A 16,330-nucleotide genomic window follows, 5' to 3' on the forward strand; every position below is an offset into this window, starting at 1 on the left:
CCAACCAACAAGAGTGAGTCTTCGCCCATATAACGTGTGCCAAACCGCAGAGCTAAAATCTCAAACCAAATACCATCCAAGGATACATCGGACGCCCAAGCAATCGCTGGGCTGCATATCAAATACGGTTGATCGGGTGATGGTTCTTGAGCAGCGGCCTTCTGCTGACAGCCCCCCTACTCACCACACCTGTTAGATTCGGGCGCCCAAACCTCTTATTCGATGTTTGTAACTTTCCACCAAAAACAACAAAGGCGCCCGAAGGCGCCTAAGTCGTTACTTTATCGAGATAAAGTGGTGAGCCGTGATGGGTTCGAACCATCGACCTACTGATTAAAAGTCAGTTGCTCTACCAACTGAGCTAACGGCCCACTAGGCGGCCTATCTAGAAAGAGAGAGGGGGGCGGTCAACCCCGAAAATCACGGAAAGTGAGGCGGATACTGGATTATATTGCGGCGGGGGCGTATATGCGGCCTATGAACACGCGCGAGACACATATTCCCTTCATGAAAATGCACGGGCTGGGCAATGATTTTGTCATTATCGACTCGCGCGGACAGCTCGGCCGTGTCGATAACACGCTTGCGAAGGCTATGGGCGACAGACACCGTGGCGTCGGATTCGACCAGCTCGCAGAGCTGACCGATTCTCCCACCGGGGATGTTCACCTCACATTTTGGAACTCTGACGGAACAGCGGCTGGCGCGTGCGGCAATGCCACGCGCTGCATTGCACACCATATTCTTCTCGAGACAGGCAAGACAAAGCTACACATCACAACTGAGCGTGGCGATCTCTATGCACATGACGCAGGCGATGGCCTCACCTCCGTCAATATGGGCGCCCCACTTCTGAATTGGGACGAGATTCCCCTCGCCGAAGCCATGGACACTCTCGCGCTGCCGATTGAAGGCGCACCAACAGCCACCAGCATGGGCAATCCGCACTGCACATTCTTTGTCGAGGATGCTGAAGCCGTCGCAGTCACAGAGCTAGGCCCCATTTATGAGCATCATCCGCTCTACCCTGAGCGCACCAATGTCCAATGGGCGAGCCTGATCGGCCCTGATCATATTCGCATGCGGGTCTGGGAGCGCGGCGCAGGCCTCACCGAGGCCTCTGGCACATCCTCTTGCGCCACGGTTGTAGCCGCTGCACGGCGCGGGCTGACTGGCCGCAAAGCCCGTGTCGATCTGGATGGCGGAACGCTCTTTATTGACTGGCGCGATGACGGCGTCTGGATGACTGGGCCAACAGCCCATGTCTTTAACGGGCAGTGGCGTCTGACATGAGCGCACCAAGATTTACGACACTGGGCTGCCGTCTCAACGCCTATGAGAGCGAAGCAATGCGCGAGCTGGCCACAGCCGCAGGCCTGAGCAATGTGCAGGTCATCAACACCTGTGCCGTGACAGCAGAGGCCGTGCGCAAAGCCAAAAAAGAAATTCGCAAACTCGCCCGCGAGAATCCTGATGCTCCCATCATCGTGACAGGCTGCGCCGCGCAGACCGAGCCTGAGACATTTGCCGCCATGGCCGAAGTCACCCGCGTTGTTGGCAACCATGAAAAGATGCAGCCCGATACGTGGCAAAGCCTCGCGCCTGACCTCATCGGCGAGACAGAAAAAGTTATCGTCAACGATATCATGTCGGTCACAGAGACAGCCGGCCATATGATCGACGGCTTCGGCACCCGCAGCCGCGCCTATGTGCAGGTCCAGAACGGTTGCGATCATCGCTGCACCTTCTGCATCATTCCTTATGGCCGCGGCAACTCTCGCTCCGTGCCAGCGGGCGTTGTGGTAGAACAGATCAAGCGCCTCGTCGGACGCGGCTTCAACGAGGTTGTCCTCACAGGGGTTGATCTCACGAGCTGGGGCGCCGACTTGCCTGCCACCCCGCGCTTTGGCGATCTGGTGATGCGCATCCTGAAGCTCGTGCCAGACTTGCCGCGTCTGCGGATCTCGTCGATCGACAGTATCGAGGCCGATGACAACCTCATGCAAGCCATCGCCACAGAGCCGCGCCTGATGCCGCATCTGCACCTCAGCCTGCAGCACGGCGACGATCTCATTCTAAAGCGCATGAAGCGGCGGCACTTGCGCGACGATGCAATCCGCTTCACTGAAGACGCCCTCAAGCTGCGTCCCGAGATGACCTTCGGTGCTGATATCATCGCTGGCTTCCCCACCGAAACAGAGGCGCATTTTGCGAACTCCCTCAAGCTTGTCGACGACTGCCAGCTCACGTGGCTGCACGTCTTCCCCTACTCTGCCCGCGAAGGCACGCCCGCCGCGCGGATGCCCGCCGTGAACGGTGCAGCCATAAAAGAGCGTGCCGCTGCCCTACGCGCCGCAGGAGAGCGGCGCGTCGCCATGCACCTCGCCACTCAGCAGGGCCGCCAACATTCTATCTTGATGGAAAACCCTCACATGGGCCGCACCGAACAGTTCACTGAAGTGCGCTTTGATTTGCCCCAAACCGAAGGCGCGCTTGTCAGCGGTCGCATCACAGGACAAGACGGAGCTGTGCTTCTCGCCGAGGCGCTCTGATGTTGCCTGTCCTCTGGTCGTTCCGCCGCTGTCCCTACGCCATGCGCGCACGGCTCGGTCTCGCCTCCGCAGGACAGCAGGTCAGCCTGCGCGAAATAGTGCTACGCGACAAACCAGAGGCTTTCCTCAAAGCATCAGAGAGCGCCACCGTCCCTTGCCTTGATTTTGGCGCAGAGCAGATCGACGAAAGCCTCGATATCATGCTGTGGGCACTGTCACAGTCAGACCCTGAAGACCTGCTGGCTATGCCTGCGCTTGGCCACGCGCTGATCGCCGAATGCGACGGCCCCTTCAAGGCCGCGCTCGACCGCAGCAAATACGCAACCCGCTATCAAGACAGCGACCCCCTCGCAGAGCGCGCCAAGGCCAGCGCCTTTATCGCCAAGCTTGAGGCTCAGCTTGGCGCAAGCCCGTGGCTCTTCGGCACGGCTCCCAAACTTGCTGATGTGGCGATCTTGCCCTTCGTGCGCCAGTTCGCTCATATTGATCAAACATGGTTTGCGTCTGAGCCTTGACCAGCGGTCCAAAGCTGGCTTGCCGCCTTCAAAGCCTCAGACCGCTTCATGCGCATCATGCAAAAATACCCACCCTGGCAGCCCTCCGACTCGGGCCACCCCTTCCCCGAGAGCTGACATCATGCATCCAAACCCAGCCTTCCGATCTGCCGAGACAGAGCAAAACCTCGCCTTCGCCCGCGCGCAAAGCTTCGGTCTGCTCGCCCTCAGCACCGAAGGCGCGCCACTGATCAGCCATATCCCGTTTCAGCTTTCAGAAGACGGAACACACGCCGAGCTACACCTCGTGCGCTCCACCGAAATCACCCGCGCGCTAAAAACACCCACACCCGCGCGCCTCGCCGTGCAAGGCCCGCACAGCTATATCTCACCCGACTGGTATGGCGTCCCCGATCAAGTCCCGACATGGAACTACGTGGCCGTTCACCTCACAGGTACGCTCGAGCGCCTGCCAGACAGCGCCCTTGAAGGCATCCTTGCGCGCCTCTCGGCCCAGTTTGAGGCCCGCCTTTCGCCCAAGCCAGAATGGACCATGGGCAAGATGACCCCTGATGTGCTCGACAAAATGATGCGCCAGATCGTTCCCTTCCGCCTCACCATCGAGAACATCGAAGGCACATGGAAGCTCGGCCAGAACAAGCCTGACGCCGCCCGCCTCGGCGGCGCTGATGGGGTGGCAGAGGCAGGCCTCGGCCTTGAAACCGGTGCCCTAGCCGCGTTCATGCGCAAGCCCCCCGCCTGACGCTAGACAGCGCCGCCCGCCCCCCCTAACGTGAGCGCTTAACAAGCCCCGCGAACAGGAATCCACCATGCAGCTCATCTCCTCACAAGCCTCTCCCTTCGTGCGCAAAGTGCACGTCGTTCTGCACGAAACAGGCCAGTCGCAAGACATCGAAGTTATCGAGGCGGGCACAACCCCGATCAACACGCCAGACCACGTGCGCGCCGCCAATCCGACAGGTAAGATTCCTGCGCTGATCCGCCCTGACGGCCCCGCGCTGCACGACAGCCGCGTCATCACCCGCTTTCTTGACGCGCGCGCCAAGAGCGGCCTCTACCCCGAGGCGCGCATATGGGAGGTGCTCACGCTAGAAAGTATGGCCGACGCAATCATGGATGCCGCCGTGCTGATCACATACGAAGGCCGCGTGCGCCCAGAAGAGCAGCAGTCAGATGTCTGGAAAGAGGCCCAATGGGGCAAAATCCGTGCCGCGCTTGATGTGATCAACACCCGCTGGATGAGCCACCTCGCCGGCCCGCTTGACGCAAGCCACATCGCCGTTGGCTGCGCCCTCGGATACCTTGATTTCCGCCATGACGCGCGAGGCTGGCGCACCGGCGTGGATGCGCTCGCAAAATGGAACGAAGCGTTTCAGGAACGTGAGAGCATGCAAGCCACAGCCCCCGCGTAAGCCAAATCAAAAACGCCCCCGACCATCACTGGTGGGGGCGCTTTCTTTTCAGGTGTCAGGCTCTAGAAGAAGCCGAGCTTGTTGGGGTTGTAGCTCATCAAGATGTTCTTCGTCTGCTGGTAGTGGTCCAGCATCATCTTGTGGTTTTCCCGCCCAATGCCCGACTGCTTATAGCCGCCAAAGGCCGCGTGGGCTGGGTAGGCGTGATAGTTGTTCACCCAGACACGCCCTGCTTCCACAGCGCGGCCAAAGCGGTAGCAGCGGTTCGCATCGCGGCTCCAGACACCGGCGCCAAGGCCATACATCGTGTCATTGGCAATCGCGAGCGCCTCGGCCTCGTCCTTGAAGGTCGTGACAGACACAACAGGCCCAAAGATTTCCTCTTGGAACACGCGCATCTTATTGTGCCCCTTCAGGATCGTTGGCTGAATGTAGAACCCGCCCGCGATATCGCCGTTGAAGCGCGCCGCATCTCCGCCCACAAGCACTTCAGCGCCCTCTTCACGCCCGATCGTCAGGTAAGACATGATCTTGTCTTGCTGCTCCTGGCTGGCCTGTGCGCCGACCATGGTGTTGATGTCGCGCGGATCGCCCTGCTTGATGGCTTTCACACGCTCGATGCAACGGGCGATGAACTCTTCATAAATATCTTCCTGAACAAGCGCACGGCTCGGGCAGGTGCAGACTTCGCCTTGGTTGAAAGCAAACAGCACAAAGCCTTCGACGGCCTTGTCCAGAAACGCATCATCTTCCGCCATGATATCGGAGAAGAAGATGTTGGGGCTCTTGCCACCAAGCTCCAGGGTCACCGGGATCAGGTTTTCCGTCGCCGCCTTCATGATGATACGGCCCGTTTCCGTGGAGCCTGTGAAGGCAATCTTGGCAATACGCGGGCTTGTCGCAAGCGGTCCGCCCACATCAGGGCCCATACCGTTGACGATATTCAGCGTGCCCGCAGGCAAGAGATCAGCCACCAGTTCGGCAAAGACCATGATCGCCGCAGGCGTCTGCTCGGCAGGCTTCAGGACAATACAGTTGCCCGCAGCCAACGCAGGCGCAAGCTTCCACGCCGCCATCAGGATCGAGAAGTTCCAAGGGATGATCTGTCCCACAACGCCAAGGGGCTCGTGGAAGTGATAGGCCACAGTATCAGCATCGATCTCGCTCATCGTGCCTTCTTGGCCGCGCAACACGCCTGCAAAATAGCGGAAGTGGTCAATCGCCAGCGGAATATCCGCCGCCATCGTCTCGCGGATCGGCTTACCGTTGTCCCATGTCTCGGCCTGCGCGAGCAGTTCGAGGTTTTCTTCCATGCGGTCGGCAATCTTCAAAATCAGGTTGCTGCGCTCAGCAGCAGAGGTCGCGCCCCAAGCGCCCTTGGCCGCATGTGCTGCATCAAGCGCAAGCTCGACATCGGCCGCACCAGACATGGCGACTTCGCAAATTTTGCCGCCTGTGATGGGCGTGATGTTGTCAAAATATTTGCCACCAACAGGCGCAACAAACTTGCCGCCAATAAAGTTGTCGTAGCGTGATTTGAAAGGTGAGGCATAACCCGCACCTGTATTCTGTGTCATCTCGTTCATGACAGTCTCCTCCTAAAAACCAGATCCTCCATCTGGATTAAGAGAGACCAAATCAAAGCTTTCCCCAGCGTCATAGAGGGGCAAAGCACACCATAGGGCACACCTGTCTCACTGCTGAGACAGTTTGCTCAGATGTCGTCGAGTCCCAGCCGTTTCATACGGCGATAGAGCGTGGCACGCCCCACGCCAAGCTGCCGCGCAGCTTGGCTTACATTGCCCTCAGCGCGCGCAAGCGCACGAATCACAGCGGCCCGCTCGGCCTTCTCGAAGCCGCTGGGGCCATCCCCACGGCCAAAAATATCAGCCGCAGGCCGTGGGGCAAGCGCTCCCGTTGCATCCAGCCCAAAGACCCGCCGCGCCTCGCGTGTGGCTCCGATAACAAGATCATTCTGATCAATCGCCAGAAGCGTGGAGGCCTCGGTGTCGTCACTCTCGCTCACAACAATCCGTGCCTCGGCAAAAGCCGCCCTGAAATGCGCCTCTTCAATAGCGCGCGCAGTTTGCGCCACTTGTGCGCCAATCAGGCGATTGAAGCCCTCGGTTTGGTCCGAGCGCGCCGATGAGACATCAAGCGCCCCGAGGATTTGCCCGTCGTAGCCATAGATTGGCGCATCAATACAGCTCATCGCCGTGTTGCGCGCAAAGAAGTGCTCGTCGCGGTGAATAATCACCTGCCGTCGTTCCTCCAAACACGTTCCAATCCCGTTGGTGCCTTCACGCGCCTCGCTCCAGTTGGCCCCGCTCCAAAGACCCCAGCTCGCAAAAACATCGGCGTCGCTCTCGTTGACCCGCTGATCAAGCACAACACCCTCAGAATCAGTCAGCAAAACAGCACATCCCGACTGGCCAACAAGTGAAAACAGGCGATCAAGCCGAGGCGTCGCAACCATGAGAAACTTTTCGTGGTCCTGACGGCGCGCATCCAGCGCCTTTCCTTCAAGCCGCTCTGGTGCGCGGTGCTCGGCTGGGTCAAGCCCGTGCCGCGCCCGCGAACGATACCAACTCGCCGCAAGCCGCGACCGCGCCCCCGCCGAGGCTGATTGGGTGACCTCCATCACCCGCTCGATATGACCACTTAATCGTGACATTGGCTCTCCTCCCACTGTCATCGAAACACCATATGCGGATTCGCCGTTTTCTCAAAACACTGGTTTTAAACAAGATGAAACGTCTCGAATGCCCTTTATCAGCCGCGACAGAACGTATCTGTAACCAATCTAAGCTAGACCTGCGCGAAAAGCAGGTTTAAGAAACCCCGCAAGAGGCTGCAGGAATCTGCGGTCCATATCCCGTATAGGCGCATAAGCCTGAGAAAAATGGAGAATGCTCGTGTCCAACGCAGAAGATCACGAAGGCACACGTAGAGACTTTATCTACTACGCCACAGCTGGTGCTGGTGCTGTCGCCGCAGGCGCTGCAGTCTGGCCAATGGTCAATCAGATGAACCCATCCGCCGATGTTCAGGCTATGTCGTCTATTCGTGTCGACACGTCAGGCGTTGAAATTGGCACGCAGCTCACTGTGAAGTGGCTGGGCAAGCCTGTATTCATTCGCCGCCGCACAGCCGAAGAAATCGAAGCTGCGCGCGCCGTGACAATGGACGAGCTCACAATCGACCAGACATCTCAGAACAAAAACAACTTCGATGCAGACGCAAGCGACGAAAACCGCGCGCTCTCAGAAGATGGCGAATGGCTGGTGATGATCGGCGTCTGTACACACCTCGGCTGCGTTCCCATCGGCGATGGCGCTGGTGATTACGGCGGATGGTTCTGCCCGTGCCACGGCTCGCACTACGATACATCAGGCCGTATCCGCAAAGGTCCGGCCCCCCTCAACCTTCTCATTCCAGTTGCCGCCTTTGAAGGCGACGAACTGATCCTCGGATAAGGAAGCGCGCAATGTCTGGTATTCCACACGACCATTACGAGCCGAAATCGGCTGGAGAAAAATGGCTTCATAAGCGCCTGCCCATCGTAGGCCTGCTTTATGACACACTGATGATTCCAACACCAAAGAACCTGAACTGGTGGTGGATCTGGGGCATCGTATTGGCGTTCTGCCTTGCCTTGCAAATCGTGACAGGCATCATCCTCGCGATGCATTATACACCGCACGTTGACATGGCGTTCGCCTCTGTCGAGCACATCATGCGCAACGTAAACGGCGGCCACTTCCTGCGCTATCTGCACATGAACGGCGCATCGCTCTTCTTCTTTGCGGTCTATATCCACATCTTCCGCGGCCTCTACTACGGCTCATATAAAGCCCCACGTGAGGTTACATGGATTGTCGGTATGCTCATCTTCGTTCTGATGATGGCGACAGGCTTCATGGGCTATGTTCTGCCTTGGGGTCAGATGTCCTTCTGGGGCGCGACCGTTATTACAGGCCTCTTCGGCGCGATCCCATTCGTGGGCGAGGGCCTGCAAACATGGCTCCTTGGCGGACCAGCCGTTGATAACGCAACGCTCAACCGCTTCTTCTCGCTGCACTACTTGCTGCCCTTCGTGATTGCCGCTCTTGTTATGGTTCACATCTGGGCCTTCCACACCACGGGCAACAACAACCCAACAGGTGTGCCAGTGCGCACAGACTCCAAAGCAGAAGCCGAGAAAGACACGCTTCCGTTCTGGCCATACTTCGTCATCAAGGATCTCTTCGCTCTCGCGATCATCCTGATGGTTTTCTGGGCAATCGTCGGCTTCATGCCGAACTACCTCGGTCACCCCGACAACTACATCGAAGCCAATGCGCTCGTGACACCGGCTCACATCGTTCCCGAATGGTACTTCCTGCCGTTCTACGCGATCCTGCGCGCCTTTACGTCAGAAGTCTGGATCGTGATCGCGGCCAACTGGCTTACAGGTGGCATCATCACAGCAAAATTCTTCGGTGTTCTGGCCATGTTCGGCGCGATCATTGTCATGGCCCTCGTGCCATGGCTTGATACTTCCCGCGTTCGCTCAGGCCGCTACCGCCCCATGTTCAAATGGTGGTTCTGGCTTCTGGTTGTCGACTTCATCATCCTGATGTGGCTCGGCGCAATGCCAGCTGAAGAGCCCTATGCAACATGGTCGCTCATCGCCTCGGCGTACTGGTTCGGTTACTTCCTCGTCATCCTGCCTCTCTTGGGCGTGATCGAGAAACCACTGCCAATGCCGAACACAATCGAAGAAGACTTCGAAGCCCACTATGGCGCCAAAAGCGCCACACCGGCCGAATAAGAAAGGACAAGGGAATAATGTTTAAGAAACTTGCACTCTCCGCAGTCGCAGCCCTCGCCCTCTCAACGGGCGGTGCGCTTGCCGCGGGCGGCGAAAGCCACATCCACGATGTGGACTTCTCCTTCGAAGGCCCGTTTGGCGCCTTCGATCAAAACCAGCTCCAGCGCGGCCTTCAGGTCTACACAGAAGTCTGCGCTGCATGCCACGGTCTCCAGTATGTGCCCCTGCGCACATTGGGTGACGAGGGCGGCCCACACTTCTCAGATGCTGAAGTGCGCGCCTATTCGTCAAACTTCTCCGTGTTTGATGCTGATCTTGACGACGACCGTGATGCGATCACAACAGATCACTTCCCGGGATCAGCGCTCGAAAACGCGCCTGATCTGTCTCTGATGGCGAAAAAGCGCGCTGGCTTCCACGGCCCTTACGGCTCAGGCATGAACCAGCTCTTCAAAGGCATGGGTGGCCCAGAGTATATCTACTCGATCCTCACAGGCTACACTGGCGAAGAGAAAGAAGAGAACGGCACAGTCTTTTACGAAAACACCGCCTTCCCAGGCGGCTGGATCGCAATGGCGCCACCGCTCTATGAAGACCAGCTTGAGTATAACGATGGCCACAGCAACTCCGAGCACCACGTTGCCGAAGATGTTTCAGCTTTCCTGATGTGGACAGCAGAGCCCAAGATGATGGCCCGCAAGCAAACAGGCTTTATCGGTGTCCTGATGCTCGCGATCCTCGCATCGCTGCTCTACCTGACAAACAAGCGCCTCTGGGCGCCTCACAAACCAAAGAAAGACTAAGCCAAAGGCGGCACGCCGCCCCCAAGCTTCTTCTTCTCTAAAAAACAAAACCCCCCGCTTTTAACAGGCGGGGGGTTTTGCTTTTGCATATCCGTCTTAAGCCACTGCACATGCTTGGCCCTTGGCATCTGAAAATCCCGTTCAAACGAAAGTGCAAACGCCCATATATCTTCGGTCTAACGTTGCTGTCGCAAATGCCTTGCCTTGTCGAAAACAGAACAGATCACGGCTCCAAGATGCGCAGTTTGTTCTTATGTTTGAGCGTCGTATCCCCGAGTGGCTCCGCCACGCGCCCGCCCCCTCTGTTCATGGGTTTGGAGTCCTTGCTGGCTTTGAAGGCATTACCCGAGGCATGCTGATCTCGGTCTTCCCACTCGCCATGTACAACGCCCTCGGCGACGCTGTGGCCATCTCACAGGCCTATTTCTTTATCGGGATCGGCTCTCTGATTGTCGGGCTCCTCGTACCCGCCCTTAACAAACGGATACCGCGCCGCTGGCTCTACAGTTTCGGCACGCTTTGCTTTATCGCAGGCGCGCTTCTCGCCAGTCTGGGCACACCGATGACGCTCATATTCGGGCTGATGCTCAACTCCTTCGCCACAGTGATCACCTTCATCTGCTTCAACGCCTATGTCCTTGATTACATCAAACGTATCGAGCTTGGCCGCAGCGAAACCCTGCGACTGCTCTATTCCGCCCTCGGATGGACGCTGGGGCCGGCCGTCGGCGTTGCACTTTACACCTACAATCCCGTGTTGCCCTTCTATATCTCAGCAGCCTCTTCTCTCGGCATGCTCGCCGCCTTCACCTATATGCGCCTTGGCAACGGCAAGCTGATCACCCGCGCCAAACGCCCCGCACCAAACCCGCTGGCGTTTATCGGCCGCTTCGTACAGCAACCCCGCCTTGTCGCAGGGTTCAGCTTCGCTGTGATCCGCTCCTGCGGATGGTGGGCCTATATTGTCTATATGCCGCTCTACGCTCTCAAAAACGGCCTGCCAGAGCAGCTCGGCGGCTTCCTTATGTCAGGCACAAACGCCGCGCTCTTTCTGGCGCCCTTTATGCTGCGCTGGATGCAAAAACGTTCCGTTCGGATCGCCGTGCGGACGGGCTTTGCCATGGCCGCAGGTTTCTTCACTCTGGCCTTCGTGCTCGCAGATTGGCCTTGGGTCGTGATCGTTACGCTCTTCTGTGCCAGCTTCTTTCTCATCCTGCTTGATATCAGCGCAGGCCTGCCGTTTCTCATGGCGGTAAAGCCCTCCGAGCGCACCGAAATGTCGACGATCTATTCAAGCTACCGCGATGTCTCGGGTATCCTCACACCAGGTTTTGCCTGGGGCGTGCTGCTCGTCGCACCGATTTCGGGGATTTTTCTGCTGGCAGGGGCCGCCCTCGCAATCGCCTACACAGTGGCTGGCTCCGTTCATCCGCGGCTTGGTGAAAAGCGGCTTGTCCCAGCCGAGTAGCGCACGCCGTCTTAAGTTAATTTTCCTTAACCAAATCGCATTTTGGCGGTGCACGGGTTGTGCACGCATCGTGCACACTTATCACCCCCCTAGAATCAGCAATTTTGAAGGCCATTAACCAAGCGGCACGCAGGGTTTACGATTCAGTGATGGCCCAGATAGTCGCGCAGCGCTTTGGGCGGCTTTGCAAAGAGCGTCGCCGTGTCTTGCGGCGGCTGCGCGACACCATCAGCAACAACAATAACCGCATCTGCAAAGTGCTTCGCATCGCGCGGTTCGTGACTTACCATCAAGACAGCCCGCCTGTGCTCTCTTGCAATTTCACCAACCAGATCAAGCATTTCATGGCGCAGCGCAGGGCCAAGAGCTGCAAAAGGCTCATCCAGTAGAAGCAGCGGCTTGTCTTGGCAAAGAGCTCTCGCCAGCGCCGCACGACTCGCCTGCCCGCCTGAAAGCTGCGCAGGCTTGCGCGCTCCAAAACCCGCCAGCCCAACGCGATCCAGAGCACCAAGCACCCGCGCCTTTTCCTCAGCACTCAGCCTTAAGCTCACATTTACGCCCAGAGCCGCATTCTCATACACGCTCAAATGCGGGAAGAGATTCCCCTCCTGAAACAAACTCGCCACAGGCCGCGCGCTCGGCGCGTTTTCTGTGATGTCCTGCCCGTCCCACAAGAGCCGTCCAGACTGAGGCGTGATAAAACCACCGATGAGGGAGAGAAGCGTCGACTTGCCAGCGCCAGACGGACCAATCACCGCAACCCGCGCCTCTGGCGCAAGACGCCAGTCCGCACTCAAGACAAATTCGTCCTGCTCGTATCTCACAGTCTCAAGCGTCAGCATCTCGCCGCCCCCTCCAATCAAACAGTGCAAACAGTCCAAAACTCAACAGCACCAAAAGCAGTGCAGCCCCAGCTGCCACATCCATCCGATAGGCCCCCATGAGGCGATAAACCTGCAAAGGCAGTGTCGCAGTTTCACCATCCGCAAACAGCGCAATCACCCCCAAGTCACCCATCGAAAGTGCCGCTGCAAGCCCTGCTGCAAAGCCAAGCGCTGGCCGTATTTGCGGCCAGATCATGCGCCGCATCCGCGCCGCTCCATGAAGTCCCAGAGCGTCAGCCAAACGGCCATAGTCGGCCTCGGCGCGTGCATATTCAGGTGTGATAATTCTAAGCGCAAAGGGCAAGGCCATCAGCGCATTGACCAACATCGTGATCGGCAGGGCAAGCCCCTGTGGACTCACATATGGGTTGATTAAAAGGAACAATCCCGTGCCCAAAACCAGCGGCGAAATCGCAAGACCCAAGAGCCCTATCATTTCAGTCCAACGCCCTCTCGAGGCCGCCAAAGCCAGGGCCGCTGCGATGCACAAAACTGTCGAGCCAAGCGCAATAACCAAAGAGGTCAAAGCCGCGCTCCAGACCGAAGCAGGCAAGCTTATAATCTGCACCGCACCCCGCAGCACAACAACCGCCAACGGCAAGCCAATAAACACGGCAGCCAACGACAGAACCAATGTATCTTGTGCCTTCAAAAGCAGCGTGCCCGCGTCCCACCGCTGCCGCAAAGCGCCACGCCCCGCGCCAAAGCCTGCCACTTGTCCAAGACGCAGCGCAACCATCCCGACAGCAAGCACAAGCATCAACTGCATCAGTGCTAGCAAAGCGGCCCGCGCCAAATCAAATTCCAGATGAAACGCTTGATAAATCGCCAGCTCCAGCGTGGTTGCAGCAGGCCCGCCACCCAGCGTCAGCGCAACAGCGAAGCTGCTCAGGCAAATCAGGAAAACAACCAACATAACCGCCGGCAGGCGCTCTTTAAGCATCGGCCATTCCAGCAAGCGAAACACCTCACGAGATTCCATCCCAAGGCTTGCAGCCAGCCGAAAGCGCTCTTGCGGAATGGCATCCCAGCCTTGAAGCAAAAGCCGCGTCGCCAATGGAAGATTGAAAAAAACATGAGCCAAAACAACCCCGTGCAGCCCATAAATCTGAAGCTTCGGCAGGCCCAATGCGCTCAGCGCTCCGTTTAAAATGCCCGCCTGCCCAAAGACAGCCAAAAGCCCCATCACCGCAACAATCACAGGAAGAATAAATGGGGCACCCATCAGCAAGACAAGCGCGCCACGGCCCAAAAACTGTCTTCGCGCCAAAGCCCTCGCCACAGGGACAGCAAGCGCCGCACTGAAGAGCGCAGAGAGGCCAGCCTGCAAGACCGTGAACTTAAGCGCAGCCCAATCGGCAACGCCAAGGCCCGCAAACGCACCATTTGAAAAGCCCGCACGCATGGCCACAGCCCCGATCGGAACCAGCACCAAAAGCATCACCAGCGCAGTCGAAACCGCGCTGGTGGCCTTACTTATTGAGACAGCGCGGCGCGCCATTCTTCCAGAGCTTCGTCACGAATGCTCGCTGCCTCTTCTGCTGAGAAGAGCAGCGCCTTCTCTGGCTGCACAAGGCTTTCAAATCCGTCAGGGAGCCCCACTTCTGGCGTCACTGCAGGATACATCCAGTTGGTTGTCGGAATCACGCTTTGGAAAGCATCCGATACCATGAACTGGAGGAACTGATCTGCGAGCTCAGACTGATCGCTCGCCGCCAGCTTGCCTGCAACTTCAACTTGGAGGTAATGCCCTTCCTCAAAGACTGCCGCCTTCTTGCCGTGATCGTCCTCGGCAATCATGTGATAGGCGGGCGAAGTCGTGTAAGACAAAACCATATCGGCTTCACCCTCTAGGAAGAGGCCATATGCCTCTGACCAGCCCTTGGTCACAGTCACGATATTATCAGCCAAACCCTCCCAAATCGCAGGGGCCTCTGCACCATAAGCCGCTTTGACCCACATCAGTAAGCCAAGCCCGGGTGTTGAGGAGCGCGGGTCCTGAATAAGGATTTTGGCGTCACTTTCGGCCAAAGCCTTAAAGCTTTTCGGCGCATCAAACCCTGCCTGATGTACAAAGGCAAAATAGCCCCAGTCATAAGGCGCAAACATAGTGTCCTCCCAGCCGACAGGTAAACTATAGTCAGCGCTCACAGAATGCTCGGCAAAGAGGCCCGTTTCGCGCGCAGCCGCGGTGAGATTGGTATCAAGTCCAAGCACAATATCAGCATCCGTGCGCGCCCCTTCCAGACGAAGGCGCGATAGCAATGCTGCACCATCCCCCGCTGCAACAAACTTCAGATCACAACCACAGACCGCTTCAAAAGCCGTCTCGACTTGCGGCCCAGGGCCCCATTCAGACACAAAACTATCGTAAGTATAGACAACAAGTTCAGGCGTCTCTGCCGCTGCGAGTCCCGCAGCCGACACAAAAACTCCCGTAGCAAATGCAAGATGTTTCATCTCATCCTCCTAATATTGCGACGGGCGGAGATAGTGGGATGAATATCCAACCTTCCCTCCGCCGGTCCTAACCGGTTCAGGTTCAACGGGTCCGCTTTCGCATCTCAGCTCACATGAGCCCCCCGAGGTAAGAAAAACCTACGCGCCAATCCTGCCTCCTTCAAGCCCTCCTTTTTCTTTCTACACATATCCCAAGGGGTCTGGGGCTGCCCCCAGCTCTGGCTGCAGTTTCAGGCTAGGCCAAAACGGATCGGATTGCGCGTAAGCGCAATTCGACATAAAGCTTTCTCCAAAGGAGCCTGCCCCATGAGCATGAACACATTCGGACACCTTTTTCGCGTCACCACATGGGGCGAAAGCCACGGCCCTGCTCTGGGCGCAACAGTTGATGGCTGCCCCCCTGGCGTGCCACTCGACGAGGCGATGCTTCAAGTCTGGCTCGACAAGCGTCGCCCGGGTCAGAACAAGAACACCACCCAACGCCAAGAGCCAGATCAGGTTCGCATCCTCTCTGGCGTGTTCGACGGTCAGACCACAGGCACAACCATCCAGCTGATGATCGAAAACACAGACCAGCGCTCAAAAGACTACGGTGAAATCGCACAAACGTTCCGCCCCGGTCATGCTGACATCACCTACCACCAAAAATACGGATTGCGCGACTATCGCGGCGGCGGGCGCGCGTCTGCCCGTGAGACAGCGGCGCGCGTAGCAGCAGGGGGTGTGGCCCGCGCCGCGCTAAAGGCGCTGGCCCCAAAGCTAGAAGTCATCGGATATATGACAACGATGGGCGAGATGGAGATTGATCGTTCCGCGTTTGACTGGGACGCAATCGAACAAAATGATTTCTGGATTCCGCAAGATGAGGCCACAGCCAAATCTTGGGAAGCCTATCTTACAAAAGTGCGTAAAGACAAAAACTCCGTTGGCGGTGCCATCGAAGTTGTCGCGCGCAATGTACCGGCAGGCATCGGCGCGCCGATTTATGCCAAACTCGATACAGATCTCGCCGCTGCAATGATGAGCATCAACGCCGTGAAAGGCGTCGAGATCGGCGAGGGCATGGCTGCTGCTCGGCTTTCGGGCACAGACAATGCCGATGAGATTTTCATGGGTCCGCACGGCCCCGAGTATAGCTCTAACCACGCTGGTGGTATTCTCGGTGGAATCTCGACGGGGCAAGATGTTGTCGTGCGCTTCGCTGTCAAACCGACCTCTTCGATCCTCACGCCGCGCGCCTCAATTCGACTTGATGGCAGCGCCACCGAGGTTGTCACTAAAGGCCGCCACGATCCCTGCGTTGGTATCCGTGCTGTGCCCGTGGGCGAGGCCATGATGGCCTGTGTGATCCTTGACCATATCTTGCTGCACCGTGGCCAAGTTGGTGGTTCTGTCGGCGAAACGCGCGGTAAGATAGGCTGAT

Annotated in this window: 14 protein-coding genes, 1 tRNA gene, 1 pseudogene and 1 riboswitch; of the genes and pseudogenes, 10 read left to right on the top strand and 6 right to left on the bottom strand. The window is 57.8% G+C overall.

Going from position 1 to position 16,330, the window contains the following annotated elements; all coding sequences use genetic code 11:
* Positions 1-295: 295 nt before the first annotated feature.
* A tRNA-Lys gene (locus DSM117340_RS14040) sits at positions 296-371 on the bottom strand.
* Between the two features lie 97 nt (positions 372-468).
* Here DSM117340_RS14040 and dapF point away from each other — a divergent pair.
* From dapF to DSM117340_RS14065, 5 genes and pseudogenes are all read left to right on the top strand, one after another.
* Positions 469-1,293 carry a diaminopimelate epimerase gene (dapF, locus tag DSM117340_RS14045; protein ID WP_354689713.1) on the top strand — a complete coding sequence of 275 codons (825 nt, stop codon included), beginning with the start codon at positions 469-471 and terminating at the stop codon, positions 1,291-1,293.
* Entirely contained in the window at positions 1,290-2,552 is a 1,263-nt protein-coding gene (gene mtaB / locus DSM117340_RS14050; protein WP_354689714.1) for a tRNA (N(6)-L-threonylcarbamoyladenosine(37)-C(2))-methylthiotransferase MtaB, read from the top strand. Before dapF ends, mtaB begins: the two co-directional genes overlap by 4 nt.
* Positions 2,552-3,184 (top strand): annotated as a pseudogene (locus DSM117340_RS14055) (glutathione S-transferase). Before mtaB ends, DSM117340_RS14055 begins: the two are co-directional and overlap by 1 nt.
* A gap of 4 nt (positions 3,185-3,188) precedes the next feature.
* Entirely contained in the window at positions 3,189-3,809 is a 621-nt protein-coding gene (locus tag DSM117340_RS14060; RefSeq protein WP_354689715.1) for an FMN-binding negative transcriptional regulator, read from the top strand.
* Between the two features lie 67 nt (positions 3,810-3,876).
* Positions 3,877-4,479: a glutathione S-transferase gene (locus tag DSM117340_RS14065; protein WP_354689716.1), complete on the top strand. Its 603-nt coding sequence runs from the start codon at positions 3,877-3,879 to the stop codon at positions 4,477-4,479.
* Between the two features lie 62 nt (positions 4,480-4,541).
* Here the strand turns inward: DSM117340_RS14065 and DSM117340_RS14070 are convergent, their stop codons facing one another.
* Together DSM117340_RS14070 and DSM117340_RS14075 are read right to left on the bottom strand one after the other, a co-directional pair.
* Positions 4,542-6,065: an aldehyde dehydrogenase family protein gene (locus DSM117340_RS14070; protein WP_089893045.1), complete on the bottom strand. Its 1,524-nt coding sequence runs from the start codon at positions 6,063-6,065 to the stop codon at positions 4,542-4,544.
* 128 nt (positions 6,066-6,193) lie between these two features.
* Positions 6,194-7,153 (bottom strand): GAF domain-containing protein, encoded by a 960-nt coding sequence (locus tag DSM117340_RS14075; RefSeq protein ID WP_089893048.1) that lies wholly within the window; start codon positions 7,151-7,153, stop codon positions 6,194-6,196.
* A gap of 241 nt (positions 7,154-7,394) precedes the next feature.
* On the opposite strand from DSM117340_RS14075, the gene petA reads away from it, so the two are divergent.
* From petA to DSM117340_RS14095, 4 genes are all read left to right on the top strand, one after another.
* Positions 7,395-7,955 (top strand): ubiquinol-cytochrome c reductase iron-sulfur subunit, encoded by a 561-nt coding sequence (gene petA / locus DSM117340_RS14080; RefSeq protein WP_089893702.1) that lies wholly within the window; start codon positions 7,395-7,397, stop codon positions 7,953-7,955.
* A gap of 11 nt (positions 7,956-7,966) precedes the next feature.
* Entirely contained in the window at positions 7,967-9,292 is a 1,326-nt protein-coding gene (gene petB, locus DSM117340_RS14085; RefSeq protein WP_273486129.1) for a cytochrome b, read from the top strand.
* Positions 9,293-9,309: 17 nt separating this feature from the next.
* On the top strand, positions 9,310-10,095 hold the full coding sequence (locus DSM117340_RS14090; protein WP_354689717.1) for a cytochrome c1: 786 nt from the start codon (positions 9,310-9,312) through the stop codon (positions 10,093-10,095).
* Positions 10,096-10,348: 253 nt separating this feature from the next.
* Complete coding sequence (locus DSM117340_RS14095) at positions 10,349-11,563, top strand: MFS transporter (RefSeq protein WP_354689718.1); 1,215 nt, start codon at positions 10,349-10,351, stop codon at positions 11,561-11,563.
* A 143-nt stretch (positions 11,564-11,706) separates the two neighbouring features.
* Here the strand turns inward: DSM117340_RS14095 and DSM117340_RS14100 are convergent, their stop codons facing one another.
* Genes DSM117340_RS14100 through thiB form a run of 3 tightly spaced genes read right to left on the bottom strand, consistent with a single transcriptional unit; the run spans position 11,707 to position 14,907 of the window.
* On the bottom strand, positions 11,707-12,405 hold the full coding sequence (locus tag DSM117340_RS14100) for an ATP-binding cassette domain-containing protein (protein ID WP_354689719.1): 699 nt from the start codon (positions 12,403-12,405) through the stop codon (positions 11,707-11,709).
* The gene (locus tag DSM117340_RS14105) at positions 12,392-13,948 is read right to left on the bottom strand and encodes a thiamine/thiamine pyrophosphate ABC transporter permease ThiP (protein ID WP_354689720.1); all 1,557 of its coding nucleotides are present in this window, start codon (positions 13,946-13,948) and stop codon (positions 12,392-12,394) included. The genes DSM117340_RS14100 and DSM117340_RS14105 overlap by 14 nt, the downstream gene beginning before the upstream one ends.
* Positions 13,924-14,907: a thiamine ABC transporter substrate binding subunit gene (gene thiB / locus DSM117340_RS14110; RefSeq protein WP_089893068.1), complete on the bottom strand. Its 984-nt coding sequence runs from the start codon at positions 14,905-14,907 to the stop codon at positions 13,924-13,926. The genes DSM117340_RS14105 and thiB overlap by 25 nt, the downstream gene beginning before the upstream one ends.
* A gap of 36 nt (positions 14,908-14,943) precedes the next feature.
* Positions 14,944-15,042: riboswitch (TPP riboswitch) on the bottom strand.
* Positions 15,043-15,213: 171 nt separating this feature from the next.
* Between thiB and aroC the strand changes: the two genes are divergently transcribed.
* Positions 15,214-16,329 (top strand): chorismate synthase, encoded by a 1,116-nt coding sequence (gene aroC, locus DSM117340_RS14115; RefSeq protein ID WP_354689721.1) that lies wholly within the window; start codon positions 15,214-15,216, stop codon positions 16,327-16,329.
* Position 16,330 lies beyond the last annotated feature (1 nt).

It is taken from the genome of Lentibacter algarum, from assembly GCF_040580765.1.
GTDB lineage: Bacteria > Pseudomonadota > Alphaproteobacteria > Rhodobacterales > Rhodobacteraceae > Lentibacter > Lentibacter algarum.